The 17,515-nt window shown below is 66.3% G+C and carries 11 protein-coding genes; 5 read left to right on the forward strand and 6 right to left on the reverse strand.

Annotated features, from left to right (window positions below):
- Nucleotides 1-48: 48 nt before the first annotated feature.
- The 5 genes from CDN36_RS04065 to CDN36_RS04085 all read right to left on the reverse strand — a co-directional run bounded on the left by CDN36_RS04065 (nucleotide 49) and on the right by CDN36_RS04085 (nucleotide 10,767).
- Nucleotides 49-687: a response regulator gene (locus CDN36_RS04065; RefSeq protein WP_150556372.1), complete on the reverse strand. Its 639-nt coding sequence runs from the start codon at nucleotides 685-687 to the stop codon at nucleotides 49-51.
- A 393-nt stretch (nucleotides 688-1,080) separates the two neighbouring features.
- Nucleotides 1,081-2,688 carry an efflux transporter outer membrane subunit gene (locus CDN36_RS04070; RefSeq protein WP_287496052.1) on the reverse strand — a complete coding sequence of 536 codons (1,608 nt, stop codon included), beginning with the start codon at nucleotides 2,686-2,688 and terminating at the stop codon, nucleotides 1,081-1,083.
- Between the two features lie 256 nt (nucleotides 2,689-2,944).
- Nucleotides 2,945-6,109, reverse strand: coding sequence for a multidrug efflux RND transporter permease subunit (locus tag CDN36_RS04075; protein WP_287496053.1), 3,165 nt, complete (start codon nucleotides 6,107-6,109; stop codon nucleotides 2,945-2,947).
- Complete coding sequence (locus tag CDN36_RS04080; RefSeq protein WP_287496054.1) at nucleotides 6,106-9,327, reverse strand: MdtB/MuxB family multidrug efflux RND transporter permease subunit; 3,222 nt, start codon at nucleotides 9,325-9,327, stop codon at nucleotides 6,106-6,108. Before CDN36_RS04080 ends, CDN36_RS04075 begins: the two co-directional genes overlap by 4 nt.
- A 90-nt stretch (nucleotides 9,328-9,417) precedes the next feature.
- Nucleotides 9,418-10,767, reverse strand: a complete 1,350-nt coding sequence (locus tag CDN36_RS04085; RefSeq protein ID WP_287496055.1) for an MdtA/MuxA family multidrug efflux RND transporter periplasmic adaptor subunit — start codon at nucleotides 10,765-10,767, stop codon at nucleotides 9,418-9,420.
- Between the two features lie 705 nt (nucleotides 10,768-11,472).
- On the opposite strand from CDN36_RS04085, the gene CDN36_RS04090 reads away from it, so the two are divergent.
- Together CDN36_RS04090 and CDN36_RS04095 are read left to right on the forward strand one after the other, a co-directional pair.
- Nucleotides 11,473-12,192, forward strand: a complete 720-nt coding sequence (locus tag CDN36_RS04090; RefSeq protein ID WP_287496056.1) for a response regulator — start codon at nucleotides 11,473-11,475, stop codon at nucleotides 12,190-12,192.
- 187 nt (nucleotides 12,193-12,379) lie between these two features.
- On the forward strand, nucleotides 12,380-13,654 hold the full coding sequence (locus tag CDN36_RS04095) for an ATP-binding protein (protein WP_150556369.1): 1,275 nt from the start codon (nucleotides 12,380-12,382) through the stop codon (nucleotides 13,652-13,654).
- A gap of 325 nt (nucleotides 13,655-13,979) precedes the next feature.
- Here CDN36_RS04095 and CDN36_RS04100 read toward each other — a convergent pair whose 3' ends face one another.
- Nucleotides 13,980-14,270, reverse strand: coding sequence for an H-NS histone family protein (locus CDN36_RS04100; RefSeq protein WP_150556463.1), 291 nt, complete (start codon nucleotides 14,268-14,270; stop codon nucleotides 13,980-13,982).
- A gap of 472 nt (nucleotides 14,271-14,742) precedes the next feature.
- Between CDN36_RS04100 and CDN36_RS04105 the strand changes: the two genes are divergently transcribed.
- From CDN36_RS04105 to CDN36_RS04115, 3 genes are all read left to right on the forward strand, one after another.
- Nucleotides 14,743-15,030: a hypothetical protein gene (locus tag CDN36_RS04105; protein WP_150556368.1), complete on the forward strand. Its 288-nt coding sequence runs from the start codon at nucleotides 14,743-14,745 to the stop codon at nucleotides 15,028-15,030.
- A 165-nt stretch (nucleotides 15,031-15,195) separates the two neighbouring features.
- Nucleotides 15,196-15,798, forward strand: a complete 603-nt coding sequence (locus tag CDN36_RS04110; protein ID WP_150556367.1) for a GNAT family N-acetyltransferase — start codon at nucleotides 15,196-15,198, stop codon at nucleotides 15,796-15,798.
- A 246-nt stretch (nucleotides 15,799-16,044) separates the two neighbouring features.
- A complete protein-coding gene (locus CDN36_RS04115; protein ID WP_287496057.1) occupies nucleotides 16,045-17,451 on the forward strand; it encodes an MFS transporter in 1,407 nt (468 codons plus the stop codon).
- Nucleotides 17,452-17,515: the final 64 nt, after the last annotated feature.

A 17,515-nucleotide genomic window follows, 5' to 3' on the forward strand; every position in this document is an offset into this window, starting at 1 on the left:
CGGATTGACGGTGGCGCGGGCGGCGCGGGGCGCGCCGGCGGCCGTCCTTCATGCGATGCCCGTGCGCGTGGCGTAGTGATAGAGGTCGACGTCGCGATCCAGCCCGAGCTTGCGCATCGCGTTCGTCTTTTGCGAGCTGACGGTCTTCACGCTGCGGCTGAGCTTGACCGCAATCTCGCTGATGGTCAGGCCCGACACGAACAGCCGCACCACCTCCACTTCGCGATTCGAGAGCTTGGACGCGTCGATCTCGGCATCGTCGGCAATGGAATCGTGCAGGCGCGTGGCAAGCCCGGCCGGAATGTAACGACTGCCGTCGGCCACCACGCACACGATGTCCGCGATCGAGCTCTGCTCGTCGAGTTTCGAGAGAATCGAGTGTACGCCGAGCTTGAGCATGCCGCGCAGAATCGCGAGGTTCTCCAGCATCGTCACGACGATGATCTTGATGTTCGGGAAGTACCTGCGAACGTATCCGATGAGGAACAGGCCATCCTTGAATTGGCCGCCCGGCATCGAGAAGTCGGTCACGAGAATGTCGCATGGCGCCTTCGCGAGCAGACTCACGAGTTCGGACGAATTGGCCGCCTCGCCTACCAGTTGAATCATCTCCCGCTCCTCGAGCAGTCGCCGTATTCCATAACGCACTATCGGATGGTCGTCCGCGACCACGACGTTGATCGTCATCGTTGCCCCTCCCCTTCGTCATCTGGCATCCCGTGGACGGCGCTCGTCGCGCCGCGCTTCGCCCGGTCGTTGCAGCAAAGCGGATCCATTCTGGCAAAAAGGAAACGGGCAAACTGGCTGGGAATCGTCACATTGCCGGGACGCGAGAATGTCGTTGCCACGCGGTGTGGTCGGCCGGCTCGCGCCCCGCATGCCGCCCGATAGAGCGGCGACTGCGACCTGAAAGCTTGTCTGGTCGCGCATCGACGTGAAATTGCACAATGGCACGATCCCGCCGTCTGTGCTACTCGCGTCACCGGGGTTCAGACGATTCTTCAGACCGACTTCCGGCTGTCCGATTGGGAAGTTCGGAAATACCTTAAACGTTGGGGCGCGGCCCGACCGCACAGTGCGTTATTCCTGTGCGCGGGCCACGCCGGCCGTGCCTGCCGCACCGGTTGCTCCCGTTGCTCCCGTTGCTTCCGTCGGGCCCGTTGCGCCGGCGGGGACGGGGCCCGTGCCGCCCGCGCCACGCCCTGCCGCGCCGGGATTGCCCGCAGCCGCCACGCTGGCGGCATTCGCCGCACTCGTTGCATTCGCCGCGGCACCCGTCAAGCCATGCCAGCCGCCGCCAAGTGCGGTCACGAGCAGCACATTCGCGGTGAACTGACGACCGAGAATCGTGAGCGAGGTACGCTCGGCGGTGTACGCCGTCGTCTGTGCCGTCAGCACATTCTGGAAACTGACGGTCCCGGCCTTGTACTGGTTGAGGATGAGTTGCAACGCATCTCGTGCGGATTGCACGGCCTGATTCTGTACAGCCGCTTCGCGTCCCAGGTAGTTCAACGCCGCGAGGTTGTCCTCGACCGACTGGAAGGCCGTGAGCACCGTCTGGCGGTAGGTCGCCACCTGCGCGTCGTAGGCCGCGATGGCCGCGTCGGTCTGCGCGCGGCGCAGACCGCCGTCGAAGAGCGTCGCCGCCAGGGCCGGCCCGACCGACCAGAACCGGCTCGGCAGCGTCAGCCAGTTCGCGAAGCTGCTGCTCTGGAAACCGCCCGAGGCCGAGAGCGACAGTGACGGGAAGAACGCCGCCTTGGCCACGCCGATCCTGGCGTTCGCCGCGGCCACCGCGCGTTCGGCCGATGCGATGTCCGGGCGACGCTCCAACAGTTGCGACGGCAGGCTCACCGGCACCGGCGGCAGCGCCGCACGCAGCGGCGCCGGCGCAAGCGAAAACGCCGCGGGCGCCTTGCCCACGAGCAGCGCGATCGCATGCTCCAGTTGCGCGCGCGTCACCTCGATATCGATGGCAGCCGCCTGTGCCGACTGCAACTGCGTCTGCGCCTGGATCACGTCCGAGCGCTGCGCGACGCCTACCGCGTACTGATTCTGCGTGAGCTTGAGCGTCTGTTCGTAGGCGGTCACCGTGCGATCGAGCAACGCTTTCTGCGCGTCCGTGACCCGCAGATCGAAGTAGTTCTGCGCGAGCAGCGCCTGCGCCGAGAGCCGCGCGTTGGCCAGATCCGCCGCACTCGCCTCGGCACTGGCGTTGCCGGCTTCGACCGAGCGGCGCACGCTGCCCCAGATGTCCGGTTCCCAGCTCGCCGTGGCCGACAGGCTGTAGCTGTTCGAAATGCCCCCTGCCCCGGCCCCGCTCACGGCCGTGTTGCTCACGCGCGAGCTGCTGCGCGTGAGGCTCGAATCGGCGCCGATGGTCGGAAAGAACGCCGAGCGCGCCTGTGCCGCCACCGCCAGCGCCTGCCGATAGTTGGCCTCGGCCACCTTGATGTTCTGGTTATTGACGTCGACCTGCCGCATCAGATCGGCGAGCACCGGGTCCTGATAGATCGACCACCACTCGCCCTTGGCCACCGCGTCGGCCGGCTCGGCGATCTTCCAGTCGCCCGTCTCCTTGAACGCGGCCGGCGTGTCGATGTCCGGGCGCACGTAGTCCGGCCCCACGGCGCAGCCCGCCAGCCACAACGCGGCGCTCGCCGCGAGAAACACCGCCGCGCGGCGCACACGCGGCGCCTCTCGCGGTGCCTCTCGCGGTGCCTCTCGCGGTACTTCTCGCGGCGACGCTCCCGCCCTCTGCCGACGCCCCGAAGGGACGGTGGCGCAAGCACGATCGGGCAGGACTTGGCGATTCAGGGTAGGGAACATGGCACACATCGGCCCACTGGCCGGGACAGGAGTTGCAGGGAATGCGCCGACGCGGGCGGCAACGACCCCGCGGACGAATTCGACGACGCGAGCATCGCGCCAACGACGAGCGGCATCAGCCATGGCCGATCTCCCCGACGTCGCCATGGCCCGTCTGGCCGCGCGCACGCCAATGCGCCCAGCGCAGGCGCAAGCGATCGAGATACAGATACACCACGGGCGTCGTGTAAAGCGTGAGCACCTGGCTGACGAACAGACCGCCCACGATCGAGATGCCGAGCGGCTGACGCAGCTCCGCGCCGTCGCCGGTGCCGAGCGCGAGCGGAATCGCGCCGAGCATGGCCGCCATCGTCGTCATCATGATCGGTCGAAAGCGCAGCACGCACGCGTGATAGATCGCCTCGCGCGGCGCCATGTTCTGACGCCGCTCGGCCTCCAGGGCGAAGTCGATCATCATGATCGCGTTCTTCTTGACGATGCCGATGAGCAGAATCACGCCAATGAGCGCGATGATGCTGAACTCCGTATTGAAGAGCAGCAGCGCGAGCAGCGCGCCCACGCCCGCCGAGGGCAGCGTCGACAGAATGGTCAGCGGGTGGATGTAGCTCTCGTAGAGCACGCCCAGCACGATGTACACCGTGAGCAGCGCCGTCAGGATCAGGATCGGCTGCGAGGAGAGCGCCGACTGGAACGCCTGCGCCGTGCCCTGGAAGCTGCCGTGCACCGACGTCGGCATGCCCAGGCGGCTCACGGCGTCGCTGATCGACGCCTGCGCCTGCGAGAGTGACACGCCCGGCGGCAGGTTGAACGAAATCGTGCTCGCGGCGAACTGTCCCTGGTGCGAGACGCCCAGCGCGGTGTTCGTCGGCCGGTAGCGCGCGAACGCCGAGAGCGGCACCTGCGCGCCGGCGGACGTCACCACGTAGATGTCCTTGAGCGACTCCGGACTCTGCCACCACTGCGGCGCGACCTCCATCACCACCTTGTACTGGTTGAGCGGATTGTAGATGGTCGAGACCTGCCGCTGCCCGAACGCGTCGTTGAGCACGTTGTCGATCTGGCTCATCGTCAGCCCGAGGCGCGAGGCCTGATCGCGGTCGATCTCCAGCGTCGTCTGCAGCCCCTTGTCCTGCTGATCGGTATTGACGTCGACGAGATTGGGCAGACGCGAGATCGCGTTGCGCACCTTCGGCTCCCACTCGCGCAGTTGCTGCAGGTCGTCGGCCTGCAGCGTGTATTGGTACTGCGCGTTGCTCGAGCGCCCGCCCACGCGAATGTCCTGCACCGATTGCAGGTACAGCACCGCGCCCGGCTCCCTGGCCAGCTTGCCGCGCAACCGCGCGATCACCTGATCGGCGCTCGCCTTGCGCTGCCCCAGCGGCTTGAGCGTGACGAACATCGAGCCGCCGTTGCGGTTCGAGCCGCCCGTAAAGCCGGTGACGGACGCGACATCCGGGTCGGCCTGCACGATCCGGATGAAGTCGGCGAGCTTCTTTTCCATCGCCTGGAAAGAAATCGCCTGGTCGGCCTGAATGAAGCCGATCATGCGGCCCGTGTCCTGCTGCGGGAAGAACCCTTTCGGCACGACGGCGTACAGCCAGACGTTCAGGCAAATGGTCGCGAACAGGATGATGAGCATCAGCGGCCCATGCCGCAGCGCCCAGGCGAGCGAGCGTTCGTACTCGCGCAGCATGGCCGCGAACAGACGTTCGGTCCACTCGCCCATGCGCGTCCACACGGTGCGGCGCGGCGGCGGCTCGGGCGCGAGCGGCGCCGTCCCGACAGGCACGCCCGGCGCGGGTCTGCCCTTGAGCAGGCGGGCGCACATCATCGGGGTGGTCGTGAGCGAGACGACCAGCGAGACCATGATGGCCGCCGAGAGCGTCACGGCGAACTCCCGGAACAGCCGTCCGACGATGCCGCCCATGAGCAGCAGCGGAATGAACACCGCCACCAGCGAAATACTCATCGACAGCACCGTGAAACCCACTTCGCGCGTGCCCTTGAGCGCCGCGGCAAACGGACTCAGCCCCTGCTCGATATGCCGCGAGATGTTCTCGAGCACCACGATGGCGTCGTCGACCACGAAGCCCGTCGCGATGGTGAGCGCCATGAGCGACAGGTTGTCGAGGCTGAAGCCGCACAGATACATGACCCCGAAGGTGCCGATCAGCGAGACCGGCACGGCCACGCTCGGGATCAGCGTCGCGCGCCAGTTGCGCAGGAAGACGAACACCACCATGATCACCAGCCCGATCGAGATCAGCAGCGTGCGCTCGACTTCCCTGAGCGACGCACGAATCGTGGGCGTGCGGTCCATCACCACGTCCAGGTTGATCGCGGCGGGAATCGACGCGCGCAGGTTCGGCAAAATGCGGTTGATGCCGTCGACGGTCTGGATGATGTTCGCGCCTGGCTGCGTCGTGATGATCAGCAGCACCGAAGGCTTGCCGTTGGCCGAGCCCGCGTTGCGCACGTCCTGTACCGAATCGACCACGTCGGCGATGTCGGACAGGCGCACGGGGCGCCCGTCCTGATAGCTGACGATGACCGGCAGATACTCCCTGGCTGTCTTCGCCTGATCGTTGGCGAGAATCTGCCAGCGCCGCTCACCGTCCTCGAGCGCCCCCTTCGGGCGGTTCGCGTTGACCGACTGGATGGCGGTGCGCACCGTCTCCAGCGGAATCTGGTACTTGTTGAGCGCCGTGGGATTGAGTTCGACGCGCACCGCCGGCAGCGAGCTGCCGCCCACCGTCACGTCGCCCACGCCCTCGAGCTGCGAGATCTTCTGCGCGAGAATGGTCGACGCCGCGTCGTACATCTGCCCGCGCGTCATGCTCTCGGAGGTAAGCGCGATGATCATCACCGGCGCACTTGCCGGGTTCACCTTGCGATAGGTCGGGTTGCTCGGCAGGCCCGTGGGCAGCAGGCTGCGCGCGGCGTTGATCGCGGCCTGCACGTCGCGGGCCGCACCGTTGATGTCGCGCGAGAGGTCGAATTGCAGTGTGATGCGCGTGGAGCCCAGCGTGCTGTTCGACGTCATCTCGGTCACGCCGGCGATACGACCCAGCGCGCGCTCCAGCGGCGTGGCCACGCTCGCGGCCATCGTCTCGGGACTCGCGCCGGGCAGCGACGCCGACACGGAAATCGTCGGAAAGTCGACTTGCGGCAGCGGCGAGACCGGCAGCAGGCCGAACGCGACGATGCCCGCGAGCGTCACCCCGATGGTGAGCAGGACCGTCGCGACCGAGCGCCTGATGAAGACGGCCGACAGGTTCATCGCGCGGGACCGTCCGTGATTGCCGGACCGGCGCCGGCCTGGCCGCCATCGCCGCCATCGCCGCCATCGCCGCCATCGCCGCCATCGCCGCCACCGCCGCCGTGCTCGCCCCCGCCTTGCCCGTCCGACGGCCCGAAGCGCCGCTCGCGCCATGCCCGTGCACGCATCGCCCAGCGGTCGAACCACAGGTAGATCACCGGCGTGGTGAACAGCGTGAGCACCTGGCTCACCATCAGCCCGCCCACCATCGTGATGCCGAGCGGCTGACGCAGCTCGGAGCCGACGCCCGAGCCGAGCATCAGCGGCAGCGCGCCCAGCACGGCCGCCATCGTCGTCATCAGAATCGGCCTAAAACGCAGCAGACACGCCTGATAGATCGCCTCGCGCGGCGCCATGCCGTGCTCGCGCTCGGCTTCGAGCGCGAAGTCGATCATCATGATCGCGTTCTTCTTGACGATACCGATGAGCAGGATGATGCCGATGATCGCGATGATGCTGATGTCGTTGCCCGTCACCATGAGCGCGAGCAGCGCCCCCACGCCGGCCGAGGGCAGCGTCGACAGGATCGTGACCGGATGGATGTAGCTCTCGTAGAGCACGCCCAGCACGATGTACATCGTCACCACGGCGGCCAGGATCAGCCACAGCGTGTTCGAGAGCGACGCCTGGAACGCCTGCGCGGCGCCCTGGAAGGTCGTCTGCGTGCTCACCGGCAGACCGATCGACTGCTCGGCCTCGGTGATCGCCTTGACGGCGTCGCCCAGCGACGCGCCCTTGGCCAGGTTGAACGAAATCGTCGCGGCCGGGAACTGGCCCTGATGGTTGATCGCGAGCGGCGTGGGTTTCTCGATGACCTTCGCGAACGACGTGAGCGGCACCTGCACGCCCGAGCTCGACGCCACGTAAATGCCCTTGAGCGCGTCGGGGCCGCGCTGGAAGTCTTCGGCCACCTCGAGCACCACGCGGTACTGCGACGCCTGCGTGTAGATCGTCGAAATCAGCCGCTGGCCGAAGGCGCTGTAGAGCGTCTGGTCGACCGACGCGGGCGTCACGCCCAGACGGCTCGCCGTATCGCGATCGATCTCCACGTAGGCCTGCAAGCCGTTGACCTGCAGATCGCTCGTCACGTCGGCGAGCTGCGGCACGTGCTGCAGCTTCTCGACGAGCCTGGGCACCCAGGCGCTCAGCGTGTCGAGGCTCGGGTCCTGCAGCGTGAACTGATATTGCGTGCGGCTGATCCGGTCTTCGATCGTCAGGTCCTGCACCGGCTGCATGTACAGCGCAATGCCGGGAACCTTCGCGACGGCCGGCTGCAGGCGCCGGATGACTTCGGAGGCGTCCACGCCGCGCTCGCCCTTGTCCTTCAGGTTGATGAGCAGACGGCCGCTGTTGAGCGTGGCATTCACGCCGTCCACCCCGATGAACGACGACACCGACTCGACCGCCGGGTCCTTCAGCACTTCGGCCACCAGCGCCTGCTGCCGCTCGCCCATCGCCGCGAACGAAATCGACTGCGGCGCCTCGGAGATGCCCTGGATCACGCCGGTGTCCTGCACCGGGAAGAAGCCCTTGGGCACCCAGAGGTACAGCAGCACGGTGAGCACGAGCGTGCCGAGCGCCACGAGCAGCGTGGCCGGCTGGCGATCGAGCACCCACGTGAGCCACTCGCCGTACCTGGCGATGATGCGATCGAACATCTCGCCGGTCTTGCGGTAGAACTTGCCCTGCTTGTCTTCCGGCACATGGCGCAGCAGCTTCGCGCACATCATCGGCGTGAGCGTGAGCGAGACGACCGCCGAGATCAGGATCGACACCGCCAGCGTGATCGCGAACTCGCGAAACAGCCGCCCGACCACGTCGCCCATGAACAGCAGCGGGATGAGCACGGCGATCAGCGAGAACGTGAGCGAAATGATCGTGAAGCCGATCTGCTCCGCGCCCTTGAGCGCCGCCTGCAGCGGCTTCTCGCCCTGCTCCATGTAGCGCGCGATGTTCTCGATCATCACGATGGCGTCGTCCACCACGAAGCCCGTCGCGATGGTCAGCGCCATGAGCGTGAGGTTGTTGATCGAGAAGCCCGCGAGGTACATCACGCCGAACGTGCCTATCAGCGAGAGCGGCACGGCCACGCTCGGGATGAGGGTGGCCGAGACGTTGCGCAGGAACAGGAAGATCACCATCACCACCAGCGCGACGGCGAGAATGAGCTCGAACTGCACGTCGGAGACGGACGCGCGAATCGTCGTCGTGCGATCGGTGAGCAGCTTCACGTCGATGCTGCCCGGCAGCGACGCCTGCAACTGCGGCAGCAGCGCCTTGACCTTGTTGACCGTCTCGATGACGTTCGCGCCCGGCTGGCGCTGCACGTTCACGACGATGGCCGGCGTGGTGTCGGCCCAAGCCGCGAGCTTGGTGTTCTCCGCGCCGTCGATCACGTCCGCGATGTCCGACAGACGGATCGGGCCGCCGTTCTTGTAGGCGATGACCAGATTGCGGTACTCGTCGGCCGAGGCGAGTTGATCGTTGGCGTCGATGGTGGACGCGCGCAGCGGACCGTCGAAGCTGCCCTTTGCCTGGTTGACGTTGGCCGCCGCGATGGACGTGCGCACGTCTTCGATATTGAGCCCGTAGGACGTTATCGCGCGCGGGTTGACCTGAATGCGCACGGCGGGGCGCTGGCCGCCCGAGATGCTCACCAGGCCGATGCCGGGCAACTGTGAGATTTTCTGCGCGACGCGCGTGTCGACGAGGTCCTCCAGCTTGGGCAGCGGCATGGTCTTCGACATGACCGCCAGCGTCAGGATCGGCGTGTCGGCCGGGTTGACCTTGCTGTAGATCGGCGGCATGGGCAGGTCGCTCGGCAGCAGATTGCTCGCGCTGTTGATGGCGGCCTGTACCTCCTGTTCGGCCACGTCGAGCCCGAGATCGAGCGAGAACTGCAGCGTGATCACCGAGGCGCCGCCCGAACTGGTCGACGACATCTGATTGAGCCCCGGCATCTGGCCGAACTGCCGCTCGAGCGGCGCGGTGACCGACGAGGTCATCACGTCCGGACTCGCGCCCGGGTAGAGCGTGACCACCTGGATGGTCGGATAGTCGACCTCCGGCAGCGCCGAGAGCGGCAGCAGCCGGTACGCGACGAAACCGGCGAGCAGGATCGCCAGCATCAGCAACGATGTGGCGACCGGTCGGAGAATAAACGGGCGTGACGGATTCATTGGCTGCGTGGGAAGGCGTGAGCGGCTTGTGCCGGGGCGTCTGCGGCGCGGCGGGCGGGGCCGCGTCGCGTGGCTTCGCGCGACGCCACCTTATTGCGCCTGACGGCGCTGCCCGCCGTTGCCGTTGCGCTTCTCGCCGGCGGCGCGCGGCGCGACGGCCGCGGCGCGGCTCTCGGCCGTGATCACTTCGACCCTGGCGCCGTCGCGAAGCTTGTCCATGCCGTCGATGACGAGTTTCTCGCCCGGCGCAATGCCCGACTCCACGGCCACGTTCGTGCCGTCGGTCGGGCCAAGCTTCACGGTCTTGAGCTTGACGGTCTGGTCCGGCTGCACCGTGTACACGAAGCTGCCTTGGGTGCCGCGCTGCACGGCGGCGCTCGGGATGAGCGTGGCGCCCCTGAGCGTGTCGACGAGCATCTTCACGTTGACGAACTGGTTCGGGAACAGCAGGCCGTCGCCATTGGGGAACTCGGCCTTGAGCTTGACCGTGCCGGTGCTCACGTCGATCTGGTTGTCGATCGATGCCAGCTTGCCCGTGGCGAGCTTGATCTTGCCCGCCCGGTCGAACGCCTCCACGGGCAGCGTCTCGCCGCCGCGGGAGCGTTTGAGCACGCGCGCGAGATTGTCCTCGGCAATCGTGTAGACGACCGTGATCGGCGTGACTTCGTTGATGATCACGATGCCGTTGGTATCCGAGGCGTGAACGATGTTGCCCGGGTCGACCTGCCGCAGCCCCACGAGTCCCGAGACCGGCGCGGTCACGTTCGCGTAGGTCAATTGCAGGCGGGTGTTGTCGAGCTGGCCCTGGTCGGACTTGACCGTTCCTTCGTACTGCTTGACGAGGGCGCGCTGGGTGTCGACCGTCTGCGTGGCAATCGAGTCCTGCTTGAGCAGCGTTTCGTAGCGGGCGAGGTCGAGCTGCGCGTTTCTGAGCAGCGCCTGATCGCGCGCGAGCTGGCCTTCCATTTGCGTGACCTGCACCTGGAACGGCCGGGGGTCGATCTCGGCGAGCAACTGGCCTTCCTTGACCATGTCGCCCTCCTTGAAATGCACCTTCATCAACTGCCCGTCCACGCGCGAGTGCACGGTGACGCTGCGCTTGGGCGTTACCGTGCCCAGGCCGTTGAGGAAGACGGGCAGATCGCCCGTCTTCGCTTCGACGGCGCTCACCGGGGTCGCCGCGCCGCCGGCCATGCCGCCCGGCGGCCCGCCGCGGCGCCCGCCGCTTTGCGCTGGCCCCTGCGCGCCTTGCGTGTGCAGGCGGTAATAGACGCCCCCCGCGATGAGCACCACGATGAGCCCGATCACGCCGGGCACGAGCCAGCGGCGCGTGCGTGTTCCCGTGTCGCGCGGCGCCGGCCCGTTGGGCGGCGCCGGCGGCACAGACGAACGATCAGAACCGTTCGGTTGTTCGGAACCGTGGGGACCGTGCTCGGTCATGACTTCCTCGTAACAGCGCAGTGGTTGGCGGATTCGTCCGGCACCGGCGAGAGCGGCAAGCGCGTCAAGGCGTCAGGCGCTCAGACCGGCTTTGGCAGCCTAGACGGCGACGACAGCGACGACGACGGCAACGACGATACGGACGACATTCATTCTTGTCGGATTGCTGCGGCGCGGCGAACTGCCCGGACGCCCCGGGGGTGTCTCGCGCCGACCTTGGGCGATCAGCATAGCAGACCGACGTGCAGGCCCGGCGCACCGGGTCACTTACCGCAGCTTCACCGGCGCGCGGCAGAATGCCGTTGCTGGTGACAGACCGGCGGCGCGCGCATTGGTTCGCTTCGCCAGTGCGTGCTGCCAAGGCGCCCGGAATCATGCCGTCGCCCCACTCTCATGGCATGAGACGCGCGTCCGGGCGTGCGCGACGGCAGCCAGACGGATCGTCGAGAACTGCCAGGGCTGCCGGCGGGACCGGGAGGCAAGGAGGCACGAGGGCAAGGAGACACGGGGGCAAGGAGGCCGGACGGGCCGCCTGCCGAGCAGAGCGAAGCTTACGTGAAGCGCATGAAATTTTGGCGGCATCGAAGCTCGCACTATTATTACGCATCGTTACAGGTCGGCAACACTGTAATGTCTGGAAACAAAACGCGTGTCTAGCTGCGCGGGGAGGCCACTATCATGACGACACCACCTGTCCGATCCAATATGAAGATTCTTGTTGTCGACGACGATCCCGACCTGCGCGACCTGCTGCGCGAGTACCTGAGCCGCCACGGCTTCTCGGTCGCCGTGATGCACGACGGCGACGGGCTGGCCGCACGCCTCGAACGCGAGCGCCCGGCCCTGATCGTGCTCGACCTGATGATGCCCAAGGTCGACGGGCTCACCGCGCTGCGCGACCTGCGCGCGCGCAACGACGACGTGCCGGTGATTCTGCTCACCGCGCGCAGCGACGAAATCGACCGTATCGTCGGCCTCGAGATCGGCGCCGACGATTACCTGGGCAAGCCGTTCAGCCCGCGCGAGCTGCTCGCTCGCATCAACGCCGTGCTGCGCCGTCGCAAGACGCCGGACGCCGCCATACCCGAGCAGCGCGAGAACTACACGTTCGGGCCGTTCGTGCTGGACTTCCGCAGCCGCACGCTCACGCGCGACGCGCAGCTGCTCACGCTCTCGGACGGCGAATACGGGCTGCTGCGCCTGCTGGTCAATCACGCCATGCAGGTGCTCTCGCGCGAGCGCATCATCGAATTGCTCTACGGCGCGGACAGCGACGTCAACGATCGCGGCATCGACGTGCAGATCTGGCGCCTGCGCCGCCTGCTCGACGAAGACGCACAAAGCCCGCGCTTCATCCAGACCGTGCGCGGTCGCGGCTACATCTTCGTTCCCGACGGCCAGCGCGCCGACATGGCGAGCGCCTGATGACGCGGCGCGGTCATCCGCTCCCCGTCTCGCGCCTACCCGACTCCGCCGGTACGGACGATCCGGCAAAGGCGGACGACCGATTCGCCGTCGAAACGCCGGGGGCGTCGCGCGACGCCGTCTCCCGGCCTGACAAGGACTCCGGCATGCTGCCAATGCTTTTCCCGGACCGCCTGCGGAGCGCCGCATGAAAGGCCGGTTCGATACGCTGTTCGGCCGGCTCGCGGTGCTGATCATCGCCGCGCTGGTCATCAGTCATTTTTCCTACCTCACGATCCTGCGCAGCGATCACGACGACACGCGCGTGCAGAACGCCGCCGAGCAGATGGCGTTCATCATCAAGGCCGCCGCCGACGTGCACGACGGCAACTCCACGCTCACGCTGCCCGATCTCGTGCAGGTCGTGCCGGTCACGTTCGCGCACGGCGACGTGTTCGAGCCGGCCTCGCGCAGTGCGCGCCTCACGACCGAGCTCGCGCGCCGTCTGCCGCCGGGCACGCAACTGCGCGTGGAGCGCACGCCGCCGCCGCGCATCTGGGCGCGCCTGCCGGGACGCGACTACTGGATCGCCACGCCGATCCTCTCCGTGCGCAATCCGCCCGGCACGGCCGCAGTGCTGCCCGGCCTGGCCGCGGTGCTCGGCATTACGGTCATCTTTGCGCTGTTCGCCGCGTGGCAGCTGCAACGTCCGGTCCGCGACATGGCGGCGGCCGCCGAGCAATTGGCCACCCACCGCGTGCGCACGCAGGTCAAGGAGCGCGGCCCGTTCGAGTTGCGTCAGCTTACCGAGCGCTTCAATCGCATGAGCCACGATATCGTGCAGACCGATCGCGAGCGCAACACCATGCTCGCCGGCATCGCGCACGATCTGAAGACGCCGCTCGCGCGGCTGCGGCTGCGCGCCGAAATGCTCGAGGACGCGCAGATGAGCGAAGGCATCGCACGCGATGCCGAATCGATGACCCGCATCGTCGACCAGTTCCTGCTGTTTGCGCGCGGCATCGAAATGGACAGCGCGGCCTCGCCGGTCGAAGCGCGGATCCCGGCGCTTGTCCAGCCTTTTCTCGACCAGGGCTACGCCATCGAACTCGATCTGCAGGCCGGGCCGGGCTTCAAACTGCGTCAGACCTATCTCGAGCGCATCGTGAACAACCTGCTCGACAACGCCGTGACGTATGGGCGCGCGCCGCTTGCGATCCGGACCTCGCACGACGCGAGCGGCTGGCGACTGGTCATCGAAGACAGCGGGCCCGGCATTCCGAACGAGGACATCAATCGCGTGGTGCGTCCCTTCGTCCGGCTCGATCCCGCGCGCGGCGGCAACGCGCACTGCGGACTCGGACTGGCCATTGTCGACAAGCTGACGCAGCAACTGGGCGGGCGCGTGTCGTTTGCCAACCGGCCCACCGGCGGCCTGCAGGTGACGCTCATGTTCCCGCCGGACGATCCCGGTGCGGCGTGAAAAGCGACACGCCGGCCATGACGGCCGCCAGCGCACGATTGCCCTGAAGCACGCCCCATGAAAAAACCCGCCCTCGATCCACGAGCGGCGGGTTTCGACTTTTACGGCATTGCATCACATCAAGCCACAGCCAGGCGATCCGGGGTTAGGGGGCAATGCGACTACTGGGCTGCTGCTCTACTGCTTACAGGGACACGTAGCACACGTTGAATGGACACGGTGGATGGGCTGGCGGTGCCTTGCGCGTCGGTGCGGCATGGCGATCGTTTGCGCCCCATCTCCCTGACATGTGACCGGCAATGCCCGTCCGGCTTTCGCCGGCGAATTACTTGATCAGGAATTTCTCTTTGTTCTTGCCGACCCACTTCGGCGCGCGGCCGCGGCCCGACCACGTTTCACCGGTTGCCGGATTCATGTACTTCGGTGCGATCTGCGCGCGCGCGGCACGGCGACGGCCGTCCGTCGTTGCAAGACCCAGATCCTTCGCAGTCAGCTCATATTCCTGGATCTTCTGTTTCACTTCGGCGATCACCTGGGCGACTTCGCGGGCCCGGGCTTCCTCGATCTGCTTTTCGATCTTTTCGCGTTGCGCGACGAGTTCCTTATAGCTTGCCATCTGGCGTGTCCTTACGTTGTTAAAATGGATCGCCACTTAAAATAGCACGAGTTTTAATAAATTGAAAACCGCATTTCCAGGGGATGAGGCATTGCACGCCAAAATCGCATTGAATCGTCCCGGTGATACTTCACAAAATGCACGGAATGAGGGCAAAAATCCGGGAATATCGCCTCGCCCGGCGCTTCGCAACTCAACGCGTGTACCACTTGATTGGCGTCTGATATCCGCCAATCAGCGCCCAAAGTGATCAGGACTCCACGCGGCCATGTCGTCGCTCATCACGCTCCGCAAGACTTGGTAAGCATTTCGCGCGCTTGCCGGCCTCGCCTTGCGCCATCGCGACACGCATTCTTCGACGCACGAAAATATACGATTACAAATATTTAAGCGCTATCCGATTATTCTGTGATCCGAAACAGCGAACTGATTCGGATGCTTCGCAAGACATTCGCCCTCGATTGGCGTCGAGGTGACGCAATTTACGGATAAGCGCGACAGCCGTTTCATGCGTTCGATTCGCCCGATTTCATACGGCTCGCCATTAACTGTCTGGTCAGACGCGAGCCGGCGCCGGAACCCTGCGCGCCCTCGCGATATTCCGGGCATTGCGTGCAATATGGGCGAGGCGCGGGTAATCCCTGCCTGGCGCCTGGCCAATGATGATGAATGGCAGCGAATGCCGGATATTTCCGATCGATTGACGTATACGTCAAATTCGCGCGTCAATCTCACCCCGGATTGGCGCGCGATTCCGTAAGATAGGGCAATGCGCCGTGCGACCGGCTGGCCCGGCAACCCGGCGCAAGCGCCCGCCCCGCGTGGCCTTTCAAAAAGTGAATCGGAGCGATTTACGTAAATTAAGTAAATCCTGATTTATCGTGATGACTCATTTGACCACCGAATCAAATTCGGGTTTGAACGCATGACGACCTTCCTCCCCCCCTGCGCCCCCGCGTTGCCCGCGGCGACGCTCACCACGGCGCGCACGGTATTGCGTCCCTGGCGAGCCGAGGACCTAGCGCCTTTCGCGGCGCTCAACGCCGATCGCGAAGTCATGCGTCACTTTCCGACGACGCTCGACCGGGCGCAAAGCGACGCCGTCGCGCACCGGCTCGCGCAGCATATCGAGGCGCACGGCTACGGCCCGTGGGCGCTCGAGATTCCGGGCGTGACGCCGTTTGCCGGCTTCGTCGGCCTCATGAACGTGAGTTTCGATGCGCCGTTCGCACCGGCTGTCGAGATCGGCTGGCGGCTGGCGCGCGCGTGGTGGTCGAACGGATACGCCACGGAAGCCGCGCAGGCGGCCGTCGCCTTCGCGTTCGACACGCTCGGCCTCGACGCTCTGGTGTCCTTTACCGTCACGGCCAACGCGCGCTCACGCGCGGTCATGGCGCGGCTCGGCATGCACCACTGCCCGGACGAGGACTTTCTGCATCCCCTGGTCCCCCCGGGACATCGCATGCGCCGTCACGTGCTCTACCGGCTGGCGGCGAGCGATTGGCGTGCATCGACGTCGGGCGGATAGGCGTGGAGGGACGTGGAGGGACGTGGAGGGACGTGGATGGGCGTGGATGGGCGGGGTCCGGCGTAGGCGCGCAATAACTGCGGGACAGCACGGGACACGCGCCCCGAACCGGCGGCGGGGTGGCCGCTCGGCCGGCGCGCAAGCGCTTGCTTTCCCGTGCGCCGGGAACCCCGCGTGCGCCGATGGCGGCCTCGCCTCGCCTTCGCGATTGAAGCGTGCGGCGCACTCGTGGGAGAATTCGAATCTTTGCGCCTGCCGTTCCCCCCAATCGTGTCGCGCGCCGTCATTATTCCGCTCATCATCGCCTGCGCCCTGTTCATGGAGAACATCGACGCGACGGTGATCACCACCTCGCTGCCTGCCATGGCACGAGACCTGCACCAGGATCCGATTTCGCTCAAGATGGCGCTGACCGCCTACGTGGTCGGGCTGGGCATCTTCATTCCGATTTGCGGTTGGGTCTCCGACCGTTTCGGCGCGCGCAACGTGTTTCGCACCGCCATTGGCATTTTCATGGCCGGCTCGATCCTGTGCGCCCTGTCCTTCTCGCTGCCGACGTTCGTCTTCGCCCGCTTTCTGCAGGGCGTGGGCGGCGCGATGATGGTGCCTGTCGGCCGGCTCGTGATCTTCCGCGCCGTGCCCAAGCATGAACTGGTCAAGGCCATCGGCTACCTGACCATGCCGGCGCTGCTCGGCCCGGTCATCGGCCCCCCGCTCGGCGGCGCGATCACGGCCTATTTGCATTGGCGCTGGATTTTCTTCATCAACATCCCCGTGAGCCTGCTCGGCATTTATCTGGCCGGCAAGTACATCGACAACGAACGCGGCGGCGACGCGGGACGCCTCGACACTGTCGGCTTCGTCCTCTCGGCACTCGGCAGCGGGCTGCTCATGCTCGGTCTGGCGATGATCGGCGAGCGTCAGGTCGACGACGGCGTCGTCGCGACCATGTGCGTGCTCGGCGCGCTGTTCCTGCTTGCCTACTGGCGCCACGCCAACCGCGCGCAGGCTCCATTGCTTGACTTGCGCCTGCTGCGCATTCCGACGTTTCACGCGAGCGTGATCGGCGGCTCGCTCTTTCGCATCGGTCTGGGCGCGGTGCCGTTCCTGCTGCCGCTGGCGCTGCAGGAGGGCTTGCACATGGACCCGTTCAAGTCGGGCATGATCACGTGCGCATCGGCATTCGGCGCCATTTTCATGAAGGCGATCGCGCAGCGCGTGCTCGCGCGTTTCGGGTTCCGTCGCGTGCTGATCGTCAACGCGGGGCTCGCCGGGCTCGCGCTCTCGTCGTATGGGCTGTTCACGCACGACACGCCGGTCGCGCTCATGCTCGCCGTGGTGGCGTTCGGCGGCTTCTTCCCGTCGCTGCAATTCACGTGTCTGAATTCGATCGTCTACGCCGACATTGCTAGCGCGGACGCGAGCCGCGCAACGAGTCTCGCGAGCGTGGTGCAACAGCTCTCGCTCGGTCTGGGCGTGACGATTGCGGGGATGGTGCTGCAGGCGAGCAGCCGCCTTGCCGGACACGAGCAGTTGACGGCAGGCGACTTCCTGCCGGCGTTTCTCGTGATCGGCCTTTTCTCGTGGCTGTCGATTCCGGTGACCCGCCGGCTGCCGGCCGACGCCGGCACGGAACTGGCGCGCCAGCACTGACGGTCGGGGATCGGCGGTGGGCGTTGACATCGGCGCTGACGTCGGGCGCTGATGCCTGACGTCG

Origin of the sequence: Pandoraea sp. CB10b_02 (genome assembly GCF_002216225.1) — a bacterium.
GTDB classification, from domain to species: domain Bacteria; phylum Pseudomonadota; class Gammaproteobacteria; order Burkholderiales; family Burkholderiaceae; genus Pandoraea; species Pandoraea nosoerga.

What these genes read in the sequence shown, in the direction of transcription:
- CDN36_RS04065 (WP_150556372.1), bottom strand. Translation starts at nt 687, where the DNA reads ATGACGATCAACGTCGTGGTCGCGGACGACCATCCGATAGTGCGTTAT.
- CDN36_RS04075 (WP_287496053.1), bottom strand. Translation starts at nt 6,109, where the DNA reads ATGAACCTGTCGGCCGTCTTCATCAGGCGCTCGGTCGCGACGGTCCTG.
- CDN36_RS04080 (WP_287496054.1), bottom strand. Translation starts at nt 9,327, where the DNA reads ATGAATCCGTCACGCCCGTTTATTCTCCGACCGGTCGCCACATCGTTG.
- CDN36_RS04085 (WP_287496055.1), bottom strand. Translation starts at nt 10,767, where the DNA reads ATGACCGAGCACGGTCCCCACGGTTCCGAACAACCGAACGGTTCTGAT.
- CDN36_RS04090 (WP_287496056.1), top strand. Translation starts at nt 11,473, where the DNA reads ATGAAGATTCTTGTTGTCGACGACGATCCCGACCTGCGCGACCTGCTG.
- CDN36_RS04095 (WP_150556369.1), top strand. Translation starts at nt 12,380, where the DNA reads ATGAAAGGCCGGTTCGATACGCTGTTCGGCCGGCTCGCGGTGCTGATC.
- CDN36_RS04100 (WP_150556463.1), bottom strand. Translation starts at nt 14,270, where the DNA reads ATGGCAAGCTATAAGGAACTCGTCGCGCAACGCGAAAAGATCGAAAAG.
- CDN36_RS04110 (WP_150556367.1), top strand. Translation starts at nt 15,196, where the DNA reads ATGACGACCTTCCTCCCCCCCTGCGCCCCCGCGTTGCCCGCGGCGACG.